General features: G+C 45.2%; 19 protein-coding genes. 13 read left to right on the forward strand and 6 right to left on the reverse strand.

All coding sequences use genetic code 11. The annotated features are described in order from the left end of the window. The first annotated feature begins 273 nt into the window (after positions 1 to 273). The 5 genes from V7R88_RS00340 (at position 274) to V7R88_RS00360 (ending at position 4,573) form a co-directional block, all read left to right on the forward strand. Positions 274 to 2,292, forward strand: a complete 2,019-nt coding sequence (locus tag V7R88_RS00340; protein WP_214334788.1) for an elongation factor G — start codon at positions 274 to 276, stop codon at positions 2,290 to 2,292. Between the two features lie 17 nt (positions 2,293 to 2,309). Then, positions 2,310 to 2,519, forward strand: coding sequence for a hypothetical protein (locus V7R88_RS00345; RefSeq protein WP_225871418.1), 210 nt, complete (start codon positions 2,310 to 2,312; stop codon positions 2,517 to 2,519). A gap of 30 nt (positions 2,520 to 2,549) precedes the next feature. Beyond that, positions 2,550 to 2,996, forward strand: coding sequence for a DUF3658 domain-containing protein (locus V7R88_RS00350; RefSeq protein ID WP_225871419.1), 447 nt, complete (start codon positions 2,550 to 2,552; stop codon positions 2,994 to 2,996). Between the two features lie 5 nt (positions 2,997 to 3,001). Further along, entirely contained in the window at positions 3,002 to 3,886 is an 885-nt protein-coding gene (locus tag V7R88_RS00355) for an EamA family transporter (protein WP_214334787.1), read from the forward strand. A 198-nt stretch (positions 3,887 to 4,084) separates the two neighbouring features. Further along, entirely contained in the window at positions 4,085 to 4,573 is a 489-nt protein-coding gene (locus V7R88_RS00360; RefSeq protein WP_208190676.1) for a GNAT family N-acetyltransferase, read from the forward strand. Positions 4,574 to 4,604: 31 nt separating this feature from the next. On the opposite strand, the gene V7R88_RS00365 is transcribed toward V7R88_RS00360, so the two are convergent. Together V7R88_RS00365 and V7R88_RS00370 are read right to left on the reverse strand one after the other, a co-directional pair. Further along, complete coding sequence (locus V7R88_RS00365; protein WP_135517657.1) at positions 4,605 to 5,279, reverse strand: type 1 glutamine amidotransferase domain-containing protein; 675 nt, start codon at positions 5,277 to 5,279, stop codon at positions 4,605 to 4,607. Positions 5,280 to 5,324: 45 nt separating this feature from the next. After that, positions 5,325 to 6,329 (reverse strand): NADP-dependent oxidoreductase, encoded by a 1,005-nt coding sequence (locus tag V7R88_RS00370; RefSeq protein WP_214334786.1) that lies wholly within the window; start codon positions 6,327 to 6,329, stop codon positions 5,325 to 5,327. A gap of 166 nt (positions 6,330 to 6,495) precedes the next feature. On the opposite strand from V7R88_RS00370, the gene V7R88_RS00375 reads away from it, so the two are divergent. Then, positions 6,496 to 6,819, forward strand: coding sequence for an ArsR/SmtB family transcription factor (locus tag V7R88_RS00375; protein WP_003641695.1), 324 nt, complete (start codon positions 6,496 to 6,498; stop codon positions 6,817 to 6,819). Between the two features lie 170 nt (positions 6,820 to 6,989). Here V7R88_RS00375 and V7R88_RS00380 read toward each other — a convergent pair whose 3' ends face one another. Both V7R88_RS00380 and V7R88_RS00385 read right to left on the reverse strand, forming a co-directional pair. After that, a complete protein-coding gene (locus V7R88_RS00380; RefSeq protein ID WP_214334785.1) occupies positions 6,990 to 8,324 on the reverse strand; it encodes an MATE family efflux transporter in 1,335 nt (444 codons plus the stop codon). A gap of 202 nt (positions 8,325 to 8,526) precedes the next feature. Beyond that, positions 8,527 to 8,682 carry a hypothetical protein gene (locus V7R88_RS00385; protein ID WP_003641697.1) on the reverse strand — a complete coding sequence of 52 codons (156 nt, stop codon included), beginning with the start codon at positions 8,680 to 8,682 and terminating at the stop codon, positions 8,527 to 8,529. Between the two features lie 1,007 nt (positions 8,683 to 9,689). Here V7R88_RS00385 and pepI point away from each other — a divergent pair. Beyond that, positions 9,690 to 10,553: a proline iminopeptidase gene (gene pepI / locus V7R88_RS00390; RefSeq protein ID WP_277352422.1), complete on the forward strand. Its 864-nt coding sequence runs from the start codon at positions 9,690 to 9,692 to the stop codon at positions 10,551 to 10,553. Positions 10,554 to 10,734: 181 nt separating this feature from the next. Here the strand turns inward: pepI and yaaA are convergent, their stop codons facing one another. Beyond that, complete coding sequence (yaaA, locus tag V7R88_RS00395) at positions 10,735 to 11,481, reverse strand: peroxide stress protein YaaA (protein ID WP_063724112.1); 747 nt, start codon at positions 11,479 to 11,481, stop codon at positions 10,735 to 10,737. A gap of 186 nt (positions 11,482 to 11,667) precedes the next feature. Between yaaA and V7R88_RS00400 the strand changes: the two genes are divergently transcribed. The 5 genes from V7R88_RS00400 to V7R88_RS00420 all read left to right on the forward strand — a co-directional run bounded on the left by V7R88_RS00400 (position 11,668) and on the right by V7R88_RS00420 (position 18,627). After that, on the forward strand, positions 11,668 to 13,182 hold the full coding sequence (locus tag V7R88_RS00400) for a hypothetical protein (protein ID WP_057717363.1): 1,515 nt from the start codon (positions 11,668 to 11,670) through the stop codon (positions 13,180 to 13,182). Next, on the forward strand, positions 13,175 to 14,194 hold the full coding sequence (locus V7R88_RS00405; RefSeq protein ID WP_054399519.1) for a hypothetical protein: 1,020 nt from the start codon (positions 13,175 to 13,177) through the stop codon (positions 14,192 to 14,194). The genes V7R88_RS00400 and V7R88_RS00405 overlap by 8 nt, the downstream gene beginning before the upstream one ends. Then, positions 14,181 to 17,219, forward strand: a complete 3,039-nt coding sequence (locus tag V7R88_RS00410; protein ID WP_214334783.1) for an SbcC/MukB-like Walker B domain-containing protein — start codon at positions 14,181 to 14,183, stop codon at positions 17,217 to 17,219. The genes V7R88_RS00405 and V7R88_RS00410 overlap by 14 nt, the downstream gene beginning before the upstream one ends. A gap of 86 nt (positions 17,220 to 17,305) precedes the next feature. After that, positions 17,306 to 18,106 carry a DUF2399 domain-containing protein gene (locus V7R88_RS00415; protein WP_214334781.1) on the forward strand — a complete coding sequence of 267 codons (801 nt, stop codon included), beginning with the start codon at positions 17,306 to 17,308 and terminating at the stop codon, positions 18,104 to 18,106. A gap of 86 nt (positions 18,107 to 18,192) precedes the next feature. After that, positions 18,193 to 18,627 (forward strand): pyridoxamine 5'-phosphate oxidase, encoded by a 435-nt coding sequence (locus V7R88_RS00420; protein ID WP_003641701.1) that lies wholly within the window; start codon positions 18,193 to 18,195, stop codon positions 18,625 to 18,627. A gap of 101 nt (positions 18,628 to 18,728) precedes the next feature. Here V7R88_RS00420 and V7R88_RS00425 read toward each other — a convergent pair whose 3' ends face one another. Further along, positions 18,729 to 20,372, reverse strand: coding sequence for a peptide ABC transporter substrate-binding protein (locus V7R88_RS00425; RefSeq protein ID WP_214334779.1), 1,644 nt, complete (start codon positions 20,370 to 20,372; stop codon positions 18,729 to 18,731). Positions 20,373 to 21,040: 668 nt separating this feature from the next. Here V7R88_RS00425 and V7R88_RS00430 point away from each other — a divergent pair. After that, on the forward strand, positions 21,041 to 21,790 hold the full coding sequence (locus V7R88_RS00430) for a hypothetical protein (RefSeq protein WP_214334777.1): 750 nt from the start codon (positions 21,041 to 21,043) through the stop codon (positions 21,788 to 21,790). Positions 21,791 to 21,807: the final 17 nt, after the last annotated feature.

A 21,807-nucleotide genomic window follows, 5' to 3' on the forward strand; every position in this document is an offset into this window, starting at 1 on the left:
TTTTATGATTAAGTCTGAAAATGATTTTAAGGTATCGGTAGTTGTAGGCTACGGATACCTTTTTTGCGATACTGCACGGGAAATGGGTCACCACTACTTTAAAGTGATTGCAACTATGGAAAGTAATCAGCCTGATTTTGGTGATTAACATTGGACTAAAACACGCCGAAATTCATGCATATTTAACGTTAGTGGCAGACCTTTACTAGCCGTTCAGTGCTGAGAACCGGTATACTGGAAGCAGTGATTCACTAATCATGAAGGGAGCCCAATATGAAACGGATTGTAGCGGGAATTATTGCCCACGTCGATGCCGGTAAAACGACGCTGTCAGAAGCATTACTATACCGGTCTGGCGCGCTACGGCAATTAGGGCGCGTCGATAATGGCGATGCTTTTTTAGATACGGATGCGCTTGAAAAACAGCGTGGTATTACGATTTTTTCACACCAAGCTAATTTACAATATAAAGACATTAATTTAACACTCTTGGATACCCCGGGCCACGTTGATTTTGCGACCCAGACTGAACAAGTACTGTCGGTTTTGGACGTCGCAATTTTAGTTGTTTCAGCGACTGATGGTGTGCAGGGGTACACGCGGACGTTATGGCGATTATTAGCCCGTTATGACGTTCCTACCATTCTATTTGTAAATAAGATGGATGCGCCGGGGACGGATAGCGACCAATTGATACAACAAATTCAACAGACATTATCGCCTGGTTGTGTGGCGTTTAACACGCCGGGATCCGGGGACACGTTGGAAGATCGGCCAGTCATACCGACTGCGGCAGTTGAAGATATTGCGATGCAAAATGACGAAGTGTTAACGGATTACTTAGAAACAGGGACGTTAAGTGATGCCACGATTCGGCAGATGATTCAACGGCGGGAAGTTTTTCCGTGTTATTTTGGCGCGGCACTTAAGCTGGACGGGGTTGATGCGCTAATGGCTGGTCTTGATTATTGGACGACGCCACAATTAACGCGTCCTGAATTTGGCGCGCGGGTGTTCAAGATTACGCACGATGATCAAGGTGAACGGCTTACTTGGATTCGGATGACCGGTGGCACCTTACGACCTAAAGATATCGTGTATGATGACCAAAAAGTCAATCAGTTACGGGTTTACAACGGGACTAAGTATGCGACCACGTCCGCGCTGACGGCAGGATCCGTTGGTGCAATTACCGGTCTAACGGGAACGCGGCCGGGGCAAGGATTGGGACAGGCAGCAACTAGTCTACAACCCGTCATGCAGCCCGTACTGACTTACGCACTTGATCCTCAGCGTGAGGAGTTACACACCTGCTTAGCAGCCTTGCGTCAACTTGAAGATGAGGATCCGCAATTACACGTGACTTGGTCAGAACCACTCCAGGAATTGCGAGTACAGGTCATGGGAACGATTCAACTGGAAGTTTTGCAACAAATCTTGCAGGATCGTTTTCAACTGACTGTAAAGTTTGGAACGGGGAGTATCTTGTATCAAGAGACGATTACCCAAGCTGTTGAAGGCGTTGGGCATTTTGAACCGTTACGACACTACGCGGAAGTACATTTGTTGCTGACGCCCGCACCGCGGGGAAGCGGGCTTCAATTTACGACCGATTGTTCATTGGAAGTGCTTGGCCGAAATTGGCAACACCAAGTCGTGTCAAACCTCCAAGCCAAAACACAAGTGGGTGTCCTGATTGGCGCACCACTAACGGATGTTAAGGTAACACTGGTTAGTGGTCGGGCTAGCAATGTTCATTCGGTTGGTGGTGACTTTCGTGAAGCGACGTGGCGCGCGTTGCGTCAAGGCTTGATGATGTTAAAACAACGTGGTGATTGTCAGTTATTGGAGCCGTGGTATCGGTTCCGTCTAGAAGTTGGTCAGGAACAAGTTGGTCGGGCGATGACTGATATTCAGCGGATGAATGGTCAGTTTGACGCACCGGTCGCTAATACAAGTATAGCCACGGATGGGACTGACCTGACGACAATTACAGGAACGGCGCCAGTAGCAGCGATGCAGGACTATTCACAGACGGTTCGAGCTTACACGCATGGGCAGGGGCAATTGGAATGTATCGTGGATGGCTATCGGCCGTGTCATAACGAGATGGCTGTTGTCGATAAGGCCAAATATGTCCCCACAGCAGATTTAGAAAATACACCGGACTCGGTCTTTTGCGCACATGGTGCGGGTTATCCGGTGGCTTGGAATCAAGTGCCAGAGATGGCGCACGTCCCGTACGTTTATTCGAATACGGAATTGGCACATTTTAAGGCGCCATCAAAATAGAAATTGAGGAAATTCAGATGATGGATGTGACGTTTAATTCGACGTTCGCGGTAACCTTGCAACATGAGTTGCACCAGCCAGTATTGAGTTTGCCATTGTCGCTACAAATCGGTGATTTAACTCGATTGACAACTGATGATCCAGCACAGCTTGCTATCATGTCACACAGTACCGATGCCACGGTTGTCAAGCAAGCGTTGGTAACATTAAAGTCTCAAGTTGAGTAGGGGGGCGTGCTACGAGTATGGTGGTCTACCATGCCCGATGATTGGTTAGGATACGACTGGTTGTGTCAGCAGTTAGCAGACACAGACGCGCAATTGAGACAAGTGATGGTACCGCTAAGTCAAGTGATAACTCGGCCAGGTCTAGCTTTACAGACTTTGTCGGATTTATCGGAAGTATTGCCAGCGGATATTGCGCATTACTTACAGTTGGCACAAGACGTTTCTGAGGACGAACAGCGTGCTCATAGTTATGAATGGCAAGCGCTCGTGGTAGAAAATGCGCCGTTACGGGTCAATCTTAACGGGCACTTAGTCAGTGCCCCAGCGGACTTTTATGACAGCTTGTTAGAACGCCAAATACAACCGGGACGCCCAATTGTGCAAATTATTGGTGAGATGCTGATGCGCTACTCACTGGGCTTGCCAGACTGGTGGTATCGTGCCCGGCTCCAACATATCTTGTCAACGAGAGGATGATTAATGTGAAGAAAATTGCGCCCCTGTTCGTTGGCTTAGGGGCCATTAGTTTTGGAATTCCGGCGTCACTATTTAAAATTGCGCGTCGGCAGGGGGTTGTCAATGGGCCATTGCTATTCTGGTCCTTTCTGAGTGCGGTTGTGATTTTAGGCGTGATTCAAATTTTACGCCGTGCGCGTTTGCGTAATCAGCAAACGAATTGGAAGCAAATCGGACTGGTAATTGCGGCTGGAACGGCTTCGGGATTTACCAACACCTTTTACATACAGGCGTTAAAGCTTATCCCAGTTGCTGTGGCCGCGGTAATGTTGATGCAGGCGGTCTGGCTGTCGACATTACTAGGAGCAGTGATTCATCATCGGTGTCCCTCCCGACTGCAGGCGGTTAGTATTGTTTTGGTATTGATAGGCACGATGTTAGCTGCTGGTCTGTTTCCAATTACGCAGGCGCTCTCGCCGTGGGGCTTGATGTTAAGTTTTTTAGCGGCATGCTCGTATGCTTGCACGATGCAGTTTACGGCTAGCTTAGGCAATAACTTAGACCCGCTATCGAAAACGTGGTTGTTGTGTTTGGGCGCTTTCATACTCATTGCCATCGTGTGGGCACCGCAATTAATTACGGCACCTACCACGCCAGCAACAGTCGGCTGGGGAGTACTGATTGCACTATTCTCAATGGTTTTCCCACTGGTTATGTATTCATTGTTTATGCCATACTTAGAGCTTGGCATTGGCCCAATCCTTTCTTCTTTAGAGTTACCAGCCTCGATTGTTGTTGCATTTGTATTGCTTGATGAAACTATTGATTGGGTGCAAATGGTTGGCGTGGTCATTATTATTACGGCCGTAATTCTGCCAAATGTGTTAAATATGCGACGAATTCGGTCATAGTTCAGGTCAATACCAAACTCAAAATGAACATGTTGTACTGGATTCATTTTTAATTTTTGAGTGTACTGTGTTTTTTGTTTCACGTGAAACATTCATCTAATTGATGCTCTTTATGAATAGTTGGTGGATACCTTATTTATATAAATGATTAAATGCGTCCCACTTAGGGACAACTTGAATTGAAAGGTGGTCAGGCTGATGGCGCTAACCTATCGGATCGTCCGCGCTGAAGCAGACAGTGATTTTGGAAAAATTCGACAGTTATATTATGAGACCTGGCAATCAGCATATCGTGATTTGATGCCTGCAAGTTATTTACAGCAATTGACGCCAACAACTTGGCGGCCAGAACGGCGGTGGCAAAATATGTTGTTGGCAATGACGGCTGTTGGTGAAGTTGTGGGTGTTTGCACATTTGGTCCGGCCAGACATGCAAATTATGAGGGGTGGGGCGAACTGTATTCACTATATGTTCACCCGAACTATCATCATGGCATTGGTCAGCAGTTAATAATCCAGGCCCATCGTCGCTTGAAGGCGGACTATCCACAGAATTGTCTACTTGTTCTGGCAAATAATGCTGTGGCCCATCGTTTTTATCAACGTAATGGATTTCACGACACTGGTCAGATTTATGTCGATCATGCGCCGTTTGGTGTTTTGCATGAGCGGATTTTTGAAGATTAACGCAAAAAAACGAGCCTTGTGCTTGTTTTTTTTATAGTTTAGCAATCAATTGGCGTGCGACCGCGCGTGCTGAGAACGGGTTTTGACCAGTAATCAATTGGCCGTCAGTAATTGCATATTCGCGATAAAATCGATGCTGACTAAAGATGGCACCGTGAGCAGTAGCTCGTTCACGGTTAAGGAACGGGACGACTCGTTTTTTGCCGGCAATCAGCTCTTCAGTTGCGGTAAAGCCCGTAATGGTTTTGCCAGCAATCAAGTATTGGCCCGTTTGGTCTTTGATGTTTAGGAGGCCAGCAATTCCATGACAAACGGAAGTCACATATCCACCATGTTGATAAATGGCCAGTGCGATGGCTTGTAACTCAGGGTTGTCTGGAAAGTCCCACATCACACCGTGGCCCCCGGTATAGTAAATAGCAGTGTAATCATCGGGATCGACCTGACTAGGCTTGAGCGTGTTCTTAAGGGCCCGATTAATGAAGTCAGAATCTTCATACACGGCCATTGTGGCGGCATCGGTATATTTCATACTACGCGGGTCAAGGGGCACGAAGCCACCATTAGGACTAACATAGTCAACGGCAATTTGAGCTTGCTGCATTTCATCGACGAACTCAGCGGCTTCACCTAACCAAAGACCAGTCGGCTCATTAGTTCCTTGGTAACGGGTGATATTGGTTTCGACAATTAGAACTTTTTTCATTGATCATGACTCCTTAAAAAGACTGATTTGAAGTATATTAGTTAGCTAATTAGGTTGAATACTGATAATGATTTTACCGGTAGCGTGACCGGAATGCGAATATTCTAACGCGGCGTTGATGTCGGTGAGGGGAATAATCCGATCAACAACCGGTTTAATAACGCCCTGTTCAATTAGTTGTCGCAGGCGCACAAGTTGCTGGCCACTAGGTTGCATGAACAGAAACGAATAGGTAGCCTGGGCTTGTTGTTCCAGTCGACTCAGTTTCCGCGTTGCTAGACCCAATAACCATTGTTTCCATATTGGCAGTCCGTAATCCTTACCAAAACGCGCGTTTGGCAGTCCGGCAATGCTGACAATCTGACCGCCTGGTTTGATAATCTGAAAAGCGGCCTCGAGGGATTGCCCGCCACGAGTATCTAATACGGCATCGTAATGGGATAATACATCAGTAAAGTCTTGCTGATGATAGTCAATGATTTTATCAGCACCTAGTGATTGAACGAGGTCAAAATGTTTCGCACTGGTAGTGGTTGCGACGTAAGCGCCGAAATATTTAGCCAGTTGAATGGCAATAATCCCAATGCCACCTGAACCGCCGGGAATGAAAACCTTTTGTCCCGGCTGGATGTTCATTATATCGTGTAGCGCTTGGTAACTGGTTAAACCTACTAATGGAATTGCAGCGGCTTCTTCAAAATTAAGATTGGCTGGTTTCAGTGCAATGGCTTGATGATCGATGGCGATAAATTCGGCAAAGGTTCCAATTCGATCTTTGGGTGCGCGACCGTAAACAGCATCACCAACTTTAAAGCCCGGTACTTGGTCGCCAACGGCAGTAATTACACCGGCAAAGTCACTGCCCATAATTAGTGGCATGGTGTATTGTAGTAACAATCTCAGATCGCCATCTTTGGTTTTCAAATCGATTGGGTTGACACTGGCGGCAATGATTTTGACGAGAACATCGGTGGGAGCTATTGTCGGAACAGGGACTTCTGTCACCATGGGGGTTATTTGCTTGTATTTAGTAATAATGGCAGCTTTCATAGTGGACTCCTAACATATTGGTTTAAATGTTTAACATCTTGAACAAACCATGCTGTTGATTCTAGTCGCTTACTTACAAAAAGTCAACGATTAATTCTTGACTTTCAATTTTAGCAAGCGTTAAATGGTTTAAGAATACGAACCGTAATTGGAAAGGTGTGATTTTTTGGCAGAACGAACGATGGCAATATTTAAGAAGGGTGTTCCGATTTTTACAATTCTTCAAGACGAAAATCGGCAACGAATTTTGGTGATGCTGTGCCGGACTGATCAGATGACGGTTAACCAAATTACAGCGCAAATCGCCTTATCACGGCCGGCCGTATCGCACCATTTGAAGTTGATGCTGGATGCCGGCATTTTAGCTGTTAGCAAAACAGGTACTGAACGTTATTACCGCGCTAACATGACGGCGACTCTAAAACTATTGAAGGCACTCACTGCGTCATTAGAAGCCGATTTAGCCCATACTCAGTCTGTAGACGAATAAAAAAATGAATCAGAGTGAAAAAAGCTGGTACTTTTGGAATGACGCCTCTCATTCCAAAAGTACCAGCTTTTAGTTCACTTATGCAGTTCAGCGCACTGAATCACCAGTACCTGAAATGGATGGCGCCATTTAATGATTATCAGTGAGCTAACGACATGATATCGTTATTATTAATTTGAGGATGGTACTTGAATATCTTTGAAGGTGTGCCGATAAAGTAACCAGCCAAGTAAGCACGTTAAGACATCAGCGACCGCTTGAGCCCAAATAATACCAGTTAGTCCAAAGAACTGTGCCAGAATAACGATGGCGATACCTAGTAAGATTGCTTGCCGCGAAAGCGCCATGGCTAGGGCACTCAAACCCGCACCGACTGATTGAAAGACGGTCGTGAACACGAGGATGAAGCCCACTAATGGTGTCGTAATCAACATTGCTCGCAACATTTGTGTACCCATAGTGACAATGACTGGTTGATTCATAAATAGTTTAATAAGTTGAGGCGCAAAAATCATTAGAATAATCGCACAAATGGTTGCGTAGCCACCTTCGACTTTTAAATCGAAGCGCAACGTTGCCCGTAGTCTTTGCCAATTTTTAGCACCGTACGTGTAACCAACTAAAGGCTGGGCCCCAAAAGCAAAGCCGACCATGACCATCATAACGACCATGTAAACTTTTTGAACAATTCCCATGGCCGCCACGGCTTGGGCGCCGTATGCGGCTAAGTAGCTGTTTAAGATCATCATGCCAAAACTCTGGGTTAGGTTAGTCAGTGAGGCTGGAATCCCAACCGCGACGACGGCTTTAAAGGTTGGTCGCGAGATATGGGCTAACTTTGGTGCTAAGGAGAGCGTTTTGGCTCGGCGCATAAAAAAGACTAACAGACTGGTGTTGACCGCGTACCCCAAAACGTTGGCAAAAGCAACGCCCGAAGCACCCCAGTGAAAGCCAAATAAGAATAAGGGATCGAGAATAATGGTCAGAACCGTCCCACTGATGGTCGCAATCATGGAAAGTTGTGCCAGACCCTCCGTTCGGATAATGTTACCGGGAACCAGTGAAACAATGATAAAGGTTGATCCTAATACCAATATACGATAGAAGTCCGCAATGTAGGGACGGGTAGCTGCAGTAGCACCTAGCAAGCCTAAAATTGGGTGTTCGAATAGTAATAATAAGGCTGTCAGTACTAAGCTAAGTGCGATCGCAATGTAAAAACAAAAGCTACTGATACGTGCACTTTGGTGATAATCATGACGACCAAGGACTCTTGAAATAACGGCACTCCCACCGAGGCCAAAAATATCGCCAACTGCTAACATAAACGAAAATAGCGGACTGCCGAGGGCAATACCAGCAACTAAATCAGCATTACCAGTTTGAGCAACAAAAAATGTATCTGCTAAGTTATAAATCATGCTGGCAACCATGCCAAGAACCACAGGAAAGGCTAAATGGAAATACGCTTTGGGAATCGGGGCCTTCTCAAATAAATCATCCATAAAAATAAGTCACTCCTTCTCTGAACGGTCGGTCGAAGCGTGACTAGACGAACAGAAAGATAATATAAGTTAATGATACGCTTGACTGTCAAGCTGCTCAATGCACCAAACTGATAAGGACGGTCAGCTAAAGGAACGACAAAAAAAGCATTGCCCAGTGTTTCAGCGGCAATGCTAAAAATTAACGTGAATTTTTAAGAGATTAACGTAAGTCGATTTGGTGAAGGTTAGCCGGCATCTGACCAACATGATGGCCGACCGTTCCTGCGTGCATCGCTTGTGCGCCATTGATAAAGTGCACACCAGTGGCTGCAATTAATCCCATTCCTAATACTGTAATAATACTTAATACCATCATTATTCACCCGTTTCTGATTATTTCTGCACTTCTATTGTAGCGCTTACATTACTATTGTCATTTGAGTTGTATTAGAATGGAATTAAGTTTTTCACTTTTTCAGGTGGACATTAGTATTGGGATAGAATAAGTACGCATTGTGCGAGTTAATTTGTCATCAATCTTGATTAAAATGTGCCATTTTTTAAATTCAAAAGCAGCCAGCTTAGGTTCGCTGGGAACAGTTCGAGTTAGCATAAACTTTCCTAGGGTGCGCGTCCTACACCGACCTCCAGGCATTTCTGCCAATTGCCGGAACGTGGTGGGCACAGATTTAAGCCGAAGCCCACGTCTTAAATACTGGCCTTTCACTAACCAAGCAAAAGACGCTTGCTAAGTGAAATTTCACCACTGGGCATTGTCAGAAACGCCTTCCAGTCGAGATGGTATTCGAATGGCAGACAGTGAGGCACCCAACTTTTGATGAATTTGTCATTGTTCTTCATAAACAGTAATTTTGTCGAGCAACTGTCAGGTAGAAAATGACATTGTGATAGCTCACTATTTTGGAATCGCCATAGTAATAATCGAACGTCTCAACAAAGTGGTTAATGTAACCCTAACGTCTCGTTTAAAGTTCCATTATCAAAATAGTCCGCGACCAATTGTACCAAGTTCAGTGGCTGTTCATCAGCCATTCGAGCGGGTTCCCGACTGGAGGGGCTGGGTGACAATGCTCAGTAGCCAAATTATTCTTAGCTGGAAGTGATTTTCTTCCGGCTTAGAATAAGACTCGTATTTGAGATGACGCGGGTTGTGCGTTAGCTCAAATCGACGTCGGCTTACGTTCCAGCAATTGTCACCCAGCCCCGGAGGTCGGAATAGGACGATCATTGTTGACGAACAGGAATCCATCTGTTTGGCACGTTTTAATCAAGGTTAATGCGAAATAGTAGCTAGCATAACGCGTAACAAGTAAAAAATTAGTAACGAAAGTGAGTGATATTTTGGACGTGCAAGAAGGATACATGCCATTTAATGGTTATCAGACGTATTATCGAATCGTAGGGGATCGGCAATCAAATAAGACACCGTTAGTTTTGTTACATGGTGGTCCAGGATCAACGCATAATTACTTTGAAGGATTTGATGACCTGGCCGTTCAAACGGGACGACCAATCGTCATGTATGATCAATTAGGCTGTGGGCGTTCATCGATGCGTGATGATGATCAATTATGGCAAGCCGCAACGTGGGTGGCAGAGTTGCGGGCGTTACGTACGTATTTAGACTTACCCGAAATTCACTTACTAGGGCAGTCCTGGGGTGGTATGCTAGCTATTATTTATGGTTGTGACTATCGGCCACAGGGGATTAAAAGTTTGATTTTAGCCAGTACTTTGTCTTCAGCCCGACTGTGGGCTCAGGAACAGCATCGGATGATTCGGTTAATGTCCCCAGCGGATCAGTCGGCTATTGCGACAGCAGAACGGTTACAGGATTTCACAGGTGCTGCCTACCTGACTGCTAATCAACATTTTATGACGCAACATGCGTCAGGCCCGATTACTGCTGATGATCCTGAATTCCTACGGCAATCAAAACGGGTGGGGACCACGGCTTATAATGTCGCGTGGGGTCCCAATGAATATAATCCGACTGGTACGTTAGCGGATTATGAGTATACCGACCGATTACAGTATTTGCAGATGCCAACTTTAGTCACCAGTGGAACGGATGATTTGTGTACGCCATTAGTCGCTAAGACCATGGTCGACCAGTTACCTCATGCGACTTGGACGTTATTTCCCCGTAGCCGTCACATGGCGTTTATCGATGAAACCACGGCCTATATGACGCGATTGAGTCACTGGTTGGCAGCCCATGATTAGAGAAATGAGCGTGATCATTTCCCGGGAAATAATTTGCTGAATAGCTAGATTGAGAAGTTTATCAGCGTGCTCTGATTTTGTTTGGCTGTCACGATAATGGTTATTAAAAGGTTTAAAGTAGACCAAAGCGCCTGTAGAAGTTAGCCTTCTGCGGGCGCTTTGGTGATTGCTGTGATGATGTTTAATGTTGATAGATAAAGACGAATCGATTGGCCGTCGAGCGCTTCTCGTCAAATTGATAATCGGGATGGTCAAATTTGCGAATGGCCGTCACATCATCGATTTGATGTTCAGCCAAAAAACGGACCATGGCCCCACGTGCCATCTTAGCTAATGTGGCTTTAGTTTTGAGTTTGCCGTCGATAAGGCTTGCAAAGACAATATCAATCATTGATTGATGCGGAGCTAGATAAGGTGCAATGGTCTTAGCATATTCTTGAGAAGCAAGATTGATAATTGGTTCTGGCCGCGGCGTCAGTGCCTGATAGAGGCGATCGCCCCAAAACGCATAGAGGTTCTTGGCTTGACCAACAGCCAACCGTGCTTGCATTTCTAACCGATAAGGAACGATACCATCAAACGGTCGGAGAATGCCGTAAAAGCCTGACAAGATTCGTAAGTTTGCCTGAATATAGTCAAGGGCTGGCTGGGTAAAGACGTCCGGGGCCATGTAACGGTACTGAATACCGCTGTAACTGAGAATAGCGGGAGTCAGATTGCGGTTCAGGTCAATTTTTTGAAGCCAATCATAATTAGGTTGGGCTAGTTTGTCACTGCAATGCCATAAGGTCCTGGCCTCAGGATAGGTGAGGTGTTGCAGTTGAGCCAGTAATTGTTGCGTCTGATCAAGATAGATTGGTTCAGTTAGAGCTGGAAAGGCATCTTGGTCGATAATCATTTTTTCCGCAGGTGCAATGATGATTTTCATAAGGTCACTACTTTCGAGTAATACAGAGATGGAATGAGGTTGATTCCGTCTGTTACATATATAGTATCGTTTACGACCTGTTTTGTCATTTTCGCCCCATAACTCGCTAGCCTCAGGTATAGACGCATCTGAGGCTTTCACTTATACTTAGGCTAATAGCGCCATACAGAAAGTGAGGCGAACCGTTTGGCCGTTAAAATCTCAAAACCATTGAAACAGTTATTGAAGGCAAGTGTTTTAGGTCGCAATAAAAACCACCCGTTAGCTGGTTGGAATGTCTTAACGATTCTTTACCATGATGGCAGCAACGGGACGCCATTAACCCTAAATTTTTTGCTCGATAAGTATAATCGAAATTATTTAGAGACCGATGAACGTCCCTTGAGCGATGTGGTACTGAAAGAGGTTTTACGAGTTATCAGTGAAGATGCACGGTTGGTAGACGTCGCTCCCCGTAAGATTCGGATGCAGATGCGTAACGGCGGTTTCCATATGCAACAGTCGCATGTTTATAAGATAACTAGCAGTGGAATTGAATACTTATCTATGATGCAAAAAGTAGTCGATGCCGAAAGTACGGTCACCGCTAATATTACACGAATCAATGAGTTTTGCGATTTAGTGCATACGTTGAACGCACCCCAAGAAGATTTGGTCACGACTAGACTCTACAATGATTTTCAGAAGATGGTCACAGCCTATGAAGATGTCATGAAAGGGATGCATAAGTTAGACGAAGATTTGGACGAATTGGCGAATAATTTGGCGTTTGAGCATGGTAGCCTTGCAGCTCAACGGTTAAAAGCGATGTTGAATGATAAAGCGATTCCGGCATTTAGTCAGTTGCTTAATCAAGGGCCGTTAGTACGTGAATTGACCGATTCAGAGCGGTTTAGTAGCCAAGTTGCTCACAGTCAACAAGGTAGTGATGATTTGAATACGGCCAATGCCATTGGGGATAGTAATGAACTAGCAATCCGTTATCAGCGCACACGTAACTACGTTCAGCAGCGGTTGAGTCAGCTTGCGCTGAGTTTTGATGCTAGTACGAGTGCGATTGATAGTAGTTTGGATAGCTTATACTTATTATTTCAAACGATAATGGGCGCCAATGACCGGTTAAGCCAGGAATACGATGCGATTCAAAGCCAAACAGTAGACATTCAGCAATTGACCAAGCAAATCGATGCCTTACTACCACACTATCAAAAGCTTGTACTCGACCGGCCAATTCCACGACATCTAGCACAGGATCGCGAGTTAGATGACCAGGCTGACTTTTTAGAAGCAACAACGATGGGACCAGTAAAGTACGCGGCTAATCGCCTTCAACGGGTTGTTTTAACTGAAGCGGACAATCCAGACATCGCGGTCGAAGAAGTCAATGATGATACTGACGCGGTCATGGAAGCCGCTTTGGCAGAATTCAAACAATTAGTCATGCGGGATGCGACGCATGGAGTAATTGATCACGCGCTTGATTTTCATTCACAACTAGCTCGTGATGAAGTCGTACGCTTATATAGCGCTACTGGCTATGATCATTACGATAGTTTCGCACCATTTGGTCGGAAAATTGTGCGCGTGAAGTTAGTTGCAGGTCATACGCCAATCTCGTTACATTTAACGGGTGAAGATTATCGGGTCTGGTTACCACAAGGTTTTGAAATCTGGTTTGAAGAGGTGCAAGCTAATGCCTGAATTACACCAAAATGAACGTCTGATTATTAATCAGTTAATTGATCAAAGTGTGTTTACTAGCACGCTTCAAAAGAACATGACCAACCGGACCAAGGAGGCTATTCACGCACTTAAACGCCCCCAGGTGCAACAGCGAGTAAATACGTACTTACGTGATCTAGTTGGTGTGCTACCCGAGAATTACCAAGAAAATTTAGTGTTCTTGTTCGGACGACCGAAGCTTGAATCGGAAACCGTTCATCTATTATTGGCAACGTTAAAAACTGTTATCAACTTACCGGAAATGCAACCAGGCGCCTCACGAATTGTTTCTACACAAACCATTGTTCGACTTGTGCATAGTGAAGTCGTTGCGTTGGACGAGCGTGAAGTACTACGGCAAATCACACATTTGTTTGTTGATCGGTTTAAACTTTTTATACCGGATACGCCGGAAGTACAAAATAACGAAATCACGCAGGAAGTGACAGAGTTTTGGGATATTAGTCCCGACTTTAACTATGTTGCACAGGCAATCGTCGATTATTTAACACAGCAGCGACTCGCACCAGACTTGACGCCTGTTCAAATGGTTAATCGTGCATTATTGGTTCAACAGTATGTAAGTCGGACACAGCAACCTGACTTATTCCAGTCGTTAGTAGACCATCGTGACACGATTGCTGCACAATGGCAGCAGTTACAACGATTTGATCTGGAAGTTGGCGAAGATTACGGGTTGTTGCTTGATAAGACGCGGCAACCGGTGACAGCTCGAGCCTTTGTGGTGGGGATTGCGGTTGCACAGCAACTTGGAATTGGGTTACCAGATAATGAACTCAATCAACTTATCCGGACCGTGGCACCAACGGTTATTGGCAAAAGTACGGTTAATCCGACCGAGGTCAAGAAGACATTACTCGCTAATAGTTTAGTTGAAGAAAAGGATGGGTTTTATCATCCAACCGCATTAATCAAGCGGTTTGACGTTGCAACTGAAAATGAGGAGGACGCGGTTCATGCCACTGAATGAACAATTAGTACCAGTTAGCTTTCATTTGCGCAACTTTAATAAGTATCTCAAACTTGATTTACAAGCGTCACAACGCGGAAACCTAACATTGATTGGTGAAAATGCCGTTGGTAAAACCACGTTAGCCAACTGTTTCTTTCCAATGTTAATTGATGGTTCGATCGCGACACCGTCTTTTAATGCCGCTAAGGGAACGGATCGACTAGATAAAGCGGCCCGTAATAGCGCCCAGGATGCTCGGAACTTTGACAGCATGCTCTTAGGATGGGGACCAGACGCCATGAAGGTGCGGACGGGTTATAGCTATATTCATTTTAAGTCCGCTCGGCGCCAAGCGATTACGGGAATTGGAGCGACCAGGACGACGGGCAATCCCAGTAAACCTACTTGGTGGTTCCTAATTGTTAATAGTGATCCGCAAGCGGCACTGGATGTCATCACAACTGATCATGACGGTAAGTGTCTGGATAAATCAGCGTTCAAGCAGGCTAACGCCGCATTGGGTGATCAGCTGCAAATCTTTGATACTGCGGCCGCATATCGTGATCAAGTCGCGACTGTCATTTATGGGTTTGATGGCGGTCAGGCACTTAGTAAGTTGGCTTCAGCGTATCGGTTATTAGCATCGCCGATTCTGACGGCAGGTAATGCCAAGTTCACGCCTATTATTGAAGCCCTAAAAAATGCTCAAGAAGGTATCGATCCGCAAACAATCAGGCGTATTGCTGATAGTCAACGTGAGGTCAATTATACGAACGGCTTATTAGAACGTTTAGGCCGTGTATATAAGCGACTAATCAAAATTCGTAAGGATATTTTCTGGGGAAATTTGAATTTTTTAGATAGCCAAGCGCTCACTAATTATGCGGATACGCAACAGCGATTGACGAAAGCTCAGACAACGTTAGATGAAGCGCATCGTGAAATTGAAGCTTGTGACCAGCAATTGGTCACGATTCAAGCCAGTTTGAAGACAGCTAGCTTACAAGTAGATGCATTGCGTGAACAGCAAGCCGTACAAAAGCTAATCAAGACTCAGCGCGCACAATTACAGCAAACGATTGCCAGTTTGAATCAACGGCTGGCCACGTATCAGGCACAGTTACAACAGCTGGATGATGCCAAACAGCAGTTAGCCGATTGTGTGGCCAAGATTGAAGAAATCGACCACCAGCGTAATGGGTTGAAGACGAGTGAACTCAGTCCGCTGCGGGCTAAGCTGGATCAATACTCTGCGACGCTGCCCGAGTTACGTGAAGTGATGACGGCGCTTGAGTTAGTTGATTTGACCGCGCAACTGCAGCGTTACGTTCGCCACCAAAAGGGTTATCAAAAACAGTATCAAAGTTTAGTGGATCAGATTAATCAGGGAAGCCAAGATGTCCAAATCGTTGGCAAGATGAAGGGACGGATGGATCAAGCTATCGACCAGCACGCCCAAGGACCATTAAGCGGCCGGTTACGTGATAATTTGCACCAAGATAACCATCAGATTCACGATGATGGTGCTAGCGAAATGGACCAGCGGATCAAACAAATAATTGCCCAGCGAGACCAGTTGTTGACAACGCATCCCGACTTGAAAGTCATATTGGCAAACGAAAGTCTGTTAGGTGATCTTGAAGCATTGCAAAAGCAACTCCAACAAATTGTTACTCAATTGGCGGCCTATGATCAGGATGAACAACAAGTACATCAGCAACAAACGGCGGTAAAAGCACAGATTGACCGGTTGCAGGCGCTAATGGAACCAGCATTTGACCCGGCTGCGATTAAACGGGATATTACCACGTCTCAGCAGCAATTAGATGAATTAGTGATTGATCCACAGCTGGATCAAAAAGTCGCCCAGGCGGTTACCCACCAACAAAGTTATGAACGGACGACTCGTGAACTTGAGACGCGTAAGAGTAAGAATCAAGGAAAATTAGATTCGGCCAAAGTCGAAGTTGAAGATTATCAGGAACGTTTGGATGATTTGACGGTGCGGATTACGCAGAATTTGAAAGTTTTACAGCCATATGTTCCAGCTGACGAAGCACTGGATGATGTTGAAGATGTCCTGGCTTTTGTCCATCAGAATCGTAGTATCGTGAAGGATAATGCGTATACTGATTTAGTCGATAAAATTAGTAAGGGAATTCACCGGAACGGCGACGACGGTGTTGACCATAATGCAATCGATACCGTTTTTGAGGAACGTGGCCATGGTGCAGAGGCGAGTCAGATGCGGCAGCAACGGTCAACACGCGATCACGAGATGATTGTGGTAGCGTTTGACATCAACCATGCCATTGCACTGATTATGACGGATCAAGAACACGTCACGAAAAAGCTAGCCCAGCTTCAGCAAGGCAATGACGTTGCCCAGAGTACTTACATTGCGGCAGCGGTTGATCGCATCGATAAGCAATATAAATTAATCGAGCAGTACAACGTGATGCTTTCGCAAGGCACGCAACGTGCGCAGAGTATTAAATTAAAGATTCGGCTTACACCCACTGAAGTAGCCGACGTGGTTATTGCGGAAGCCCGTAATGCATTTAAGGAAGCTCGACCAAACTTAGTAGCGGAGGTCCAACGGCGATTGAATTTATTGGCTAACAACACAACGTTAGCGGATGATGAAGAGGCATTTAATGTGGAGGCGCAAAAGTTACTAGATACGCGTCAATGGTCGGCATTCGAAGTCTTGATCAAACGGCGGCAGAGTCGCGATGATGCCTATGAAGTTGTGGATGATAAGTTTGTTCAATCCGGTGGCTCTGGTGCTGAAAAGGCTCAGGCAATGGTTCTACCATTGTTGCTAGTACCTAAGATGGTATTACAACAGTCTAATTTGAAAGATACGCCGTACTTAGTGATGTTTGATGAATTTGCTGATAAGCTTGATCCTGAGACCGCGAAGTCGTTTGCACGGACGATTGCCAATTTTGGCTTTAACTTTATTGCGACCATGCCAAGCGGGGCGCAGAATAAAATTTTGGCAGATGGCGTTGACAATATTGCCTATGAAGTGCTATGAAGTGTTGGCGCCAGCCCAGCAGGGTGATGGTAGGTTCCATGCGAACCGGGTACGACCAGCATTGATCTGGCAAAAAGAGGCTTATGATGGATCGTTATCTTGAAGCGTACCAAACAGTAACGGGTAAAACGCCACCAGTTGCCGCAGCAAAGTTGACACCGCTATTTGATCAGATGCAGGCTGGTCAGGTTGTACCGCCGCGTGGGCAACAAGCTGTCGAGCTCGGGTTTACAGCCCATACGTTCAATGATCGGCGGGAAAACCCAGCAATGTACGATTATTACCAGTGGGTGACGACGCACGTCATAACTGGGCCGATTAATGAGCTGACTGCTAAATTAATTGGAATGGCGTTTACGAGTACCAATGTTATCGAAAGCAATCTACCACAGCCGCTCACGCTTAATCCGTGGCAAATCACACAACTTGAAACAGCACTAATTACGGCCAAGCAAGCGGTAATTGTTGAAAATAATGGTATCTTTATTTGGCTTGCCCATCGGCATCCTGAGTGGCCGCTTATTAATCAAAGTGGCAATGACTTTAACGAGTCTTCCGTCCAGATGATTCAAAAAATTGAACAAGCTGGCGTTGTGTTAACTTATCTGGGTGATCTTGATAGTACTGGTATCCGGATTGCAGCGCAGTTATTCTCGGTGCTAAAAAAAACACCAGTTGATCAATTTATGGTACTACAAACGCCACAGCGGGTCGTTCAATGGTTGAGTCTCTATGGAAAAGTCAGTTCTGAGCGAACACGTTCGGTAAAGTTGGAACCGCAACTATTTCAGGAGGAAGTAAATTCGATCCATGTTTTTGGTCGGTTTGTAGAGCAAGAGCAGTTGATTGAGCCATATGAACAACTGATTGCAGATTGGCTGGTATAGTTACGGGTGGCAAACCTATGTTCTTGTTTGGCGCAAATTACGGTATAATAGATTTATAAATCTGATTATCGAAGGAGTCTATGAGCATGGATATTTCACTATTAAAACAAGTGGTTCAATCAACTAATAAGATTGCCCTCAGCACGGCCGTCAATAATGAAGCAGATGTTAAAATTGTTAACTTTGTCTGGTACGAAGCACAACCAGATACGCTATACTTCTCATCAGTTAAGACGAGTCCCGCTTTGAAGGTTTATGACCAGAATCCGGATATTGCATTCATTACGATTCCTAATGATGGAACAGCGGGCAATCCATATCTACGAGCCCAACACGTTAAGTTACAACGGTCAACTAAGACGATGACCGACTTGCTACCCCAATATTTAGAAACAGTTCCGAATTATCAACAAGTCTGGGATGCTATTGGATCGACACTCGTTGTTTTTGAATTAAAACTAACTGATCTTTTTGTTGACGCGGGTGTTGGTGGCGAGAAGCAAACACTGACTTTTAATTAACACTGGATTCCTATACTAAAAGCGTTTCAAGGCCGGCTTAGGTTAAGCTATGGTCTTGAAACGCTTTTTGGTCGGGTAATTTTAGGAGCAACTATGAGGCGTTACTTCACATATGCGGTCCGATAATTGGCGGCACCGCTGAAATTATTATAGATGACGCCCTTTAAGTGCGACTTAACGAGCAGATGGGAACGGCCTTCGTAGAGTGGGGTCACAGCCTGATCAGTTAGCGCCGTTTTAGCGGCTTGGACTAAGTCTTGATAGCGCTTGGTCGCGTTTAAAGCATCGGGACCCTCGGCAGCTTGCATGGCCTGGTCGTAAGCCTTGCTTTGATAGTGGCCCATGTTGGAGTTGCTGTCGCCAGTCAAAATTGTTAATGATTGTGAAGGGTCGGCAAAATCCATACTCCAGCTAGTTAAATTAAGCTGGAAGGCTCCCTTGGAAACTTTACCTAGCATTGCGGTAAATGGCATTGCCTTGATTGTTACCTTTAGTCCGGGGAGGTGACTGGTCAATTGTCCCTGGATGAATTCAGCGACCTGATGTGAGTTGTCATCATCACCACAAGTAATCGTTAACGTTAGCGATTTTTTGCCCAATTGTCGTTGTGCTTTATGATAGGCGGCTCGAGCCTGGTTGAGATTATAATTAACAGTACCATCAACGGTCGCATCATTGACAAAATCGGTACCAGTTTTAGGATTCTTAGCCATATTGCGCACACCAAAGCTTTTGGCGGGAAGCGAACCATTTTCTAGAACTTTGTTGGTCAGTTGCGACCGGTTGATTGCTAAGGATAAAGCGGTGCGGAGTTCACGGTTGGCTGCTACATGGTCATGGTGATTGTATTGAATAAAGCTGATTTGACCACCCGCAAGTGTTTTGAGTTCTTGATTATTTTTATTCTGGACACTCTGCTCGCCATTAAGTGTTACACTATCTAACTTATTAGATTGATACAAATTATAGGCAGTCGTATTGGACTTAATAACCTGATAATTGATTGGGTGCAGTTTCACCAGTTTGTGATCGTAATAAGCTGGATTTTTCTTTAAGGTCCAAGTATTATTAGTCCCGGTCCAGCCAGTAAGCGTAAATGGCCCGTTGTAGACGGTCGTCGCGGCTGAAGTCCCGTACTTCTTCCCGTATTTGTTAACAGCATTTTGATTGACCGGATAAAAGGTCGAAACAGCTAAAATCTTTTTAAAGTAGGCGACGGGTTTGCTTAACGTGATTGTTAATTGATAGTCACCATTAGCTTTGACACCAAGGGTTGATGGCTTTTTCTTGCCGGCTGCAATGGCGTCGGCATTTTTAATGTTCGTGAAGACATAGGTGAATTCGGATTTACTTTTTGGATCAAGAGTTCGTCTCCATGAATAGACAAAATCGTGAGCGGTCACCTTGTTACCGTTACTCCAGCGCGCATCGTGGCGTAATTGAATGGTATAGGTATGACCACCATTGGTGACAGTTGTCTTAGTAGCCAAAGCGTTGACGGGTTGGCTCTGACTGTTCAACCGATAGAGTCCCTCGTCAACTTGGGTGACTTGGCTATTAGAAACGCTGTCCGTCATTTTAGCGGGATCTAAGCTCATAATTTCTGAGCCGGCTGATAGATTGATAACTTGTGATTGTTTAGTCGTAGCTGGGTGCGAGTGGGCGTTGACGGTAAACCCGATGCCGCCAATAATAGCCACGCTGCCGATTGTTAAAATTAATTTGTGTGTTCCGGATAAACTCATAATTAAATCCTCCAAAAATATAATTGTATTTGGTTAGTTTGATCCATGAGTTTTGCCATCGTTTCGTGACCATTTATTTTACCCCGTTTTTATCGTCAAAAAAACCGTCCTTATCCAGCCAATGCTGTGTTAAGGACGGTTTGATAACCGCGGTGCCACCTTAATTGAGTGTTCGCCAATTTAGCGATTAAATCACGCGTACACTCCTACTCCATAGGAAACTAACATTTCCCTGACAACTGACGTATGTCGCACGTCTTTCCGTACTCTTAACTGGCGTTAATTTCGGCAAAGCCCTCGGTGGTCCATTTAATTACCTGCGTTCGGCCATACTCTCAGCAACGATGACTCTCTGTGCGGGCACGATAATCTTGATCTCCACCTCATTGGTTTATAAGGACGATATTTTGTTGAAGTGAGTATACCGCTTTTGAAAATCAGTTGTCAAGAGCTGGAAAAACATTGTTCAACTATAAATTTAGTCAAACAGAAAACGATGTTCGTAAATAAACCGAGGATTAATATAGTGTCGCGTGGCATTGATTGCGTGGCGTTTAATAACGGCTGCAAGCATTAATTACTTTCATTATGCGCGAATAAAAATTATAATGACATCAATAATGTAAACGGATTCAATATTGCGGTGACAAGATTAAGGAGGGCTAAACATGAGCTTTAGAGTTGTAGCCGGTTATTTCGGTGAATTTAGTGATGAAGCGAAGCGGGCCAATCAAGACTTAGGTGTAATCGGCATGTCGTTTCAGTATCAATGTAATCTCGTTTATCCAGAAGGGGCGGGGCCCAACTTTGGTTTTCGAACCGACGCGCAAGCGATTGATGTGTTCGATGCGTTAAAAGTTGGTTACGATGGTTTCAAAGTGCAAGCTGGCCTGATTAAGGCGATGGGACTAGTTGATTATCAATTGGTTGGTGGTCGTTACGAACTAGTCGGCCATGATTTCCGAGAATTACCTTTAGCTGAGATCAATGCGAACTTGGAAACGATGCCCGGACTCTTGGCTCAGGGACCGATGCCAGTTCGATATGTGACTTATCGTCGGACGGATGACCCTATTGACGCGGTTGGCTTTAGTGGCAACTGGGCACTAGGAGATAGCGGTGGCTTTCGACAGTTAAGTGAGACGTTGGCAGAACCAATGCAAGCACCAGTGGCGGCGCTAATTAAGGCAATTGATCAACTTGGTTTAACGTTACAACAAATTAATCTACCCACACCGCAAAGTTCAACGGCTTTGCCGACACATTTGAGTGATGATGTTCATCAAGCGAACGTTGACGTGTGGGTGGCGTTAACACAGCCACAAGGTGATGAACAACAAGTTTTGCAGACCATTCATAACGCTCAAGAGTGTAATGAAAAGTTGTGCGAAGCACTGACTCGTGTTTATTTGAAGTAGAATGTTTCACGTGAAAC

This window comes from Lactiplantibacillus argentoratensis, assembly GCF_037290055.1.
Taxonomy (GTDB): domain Bacteria; phylum Bacillota; class Bacilli; order Lactobacillales; family Lactobacillaceae; genus Lactiplantibacillus; species Lactiplantibacillus plantarum.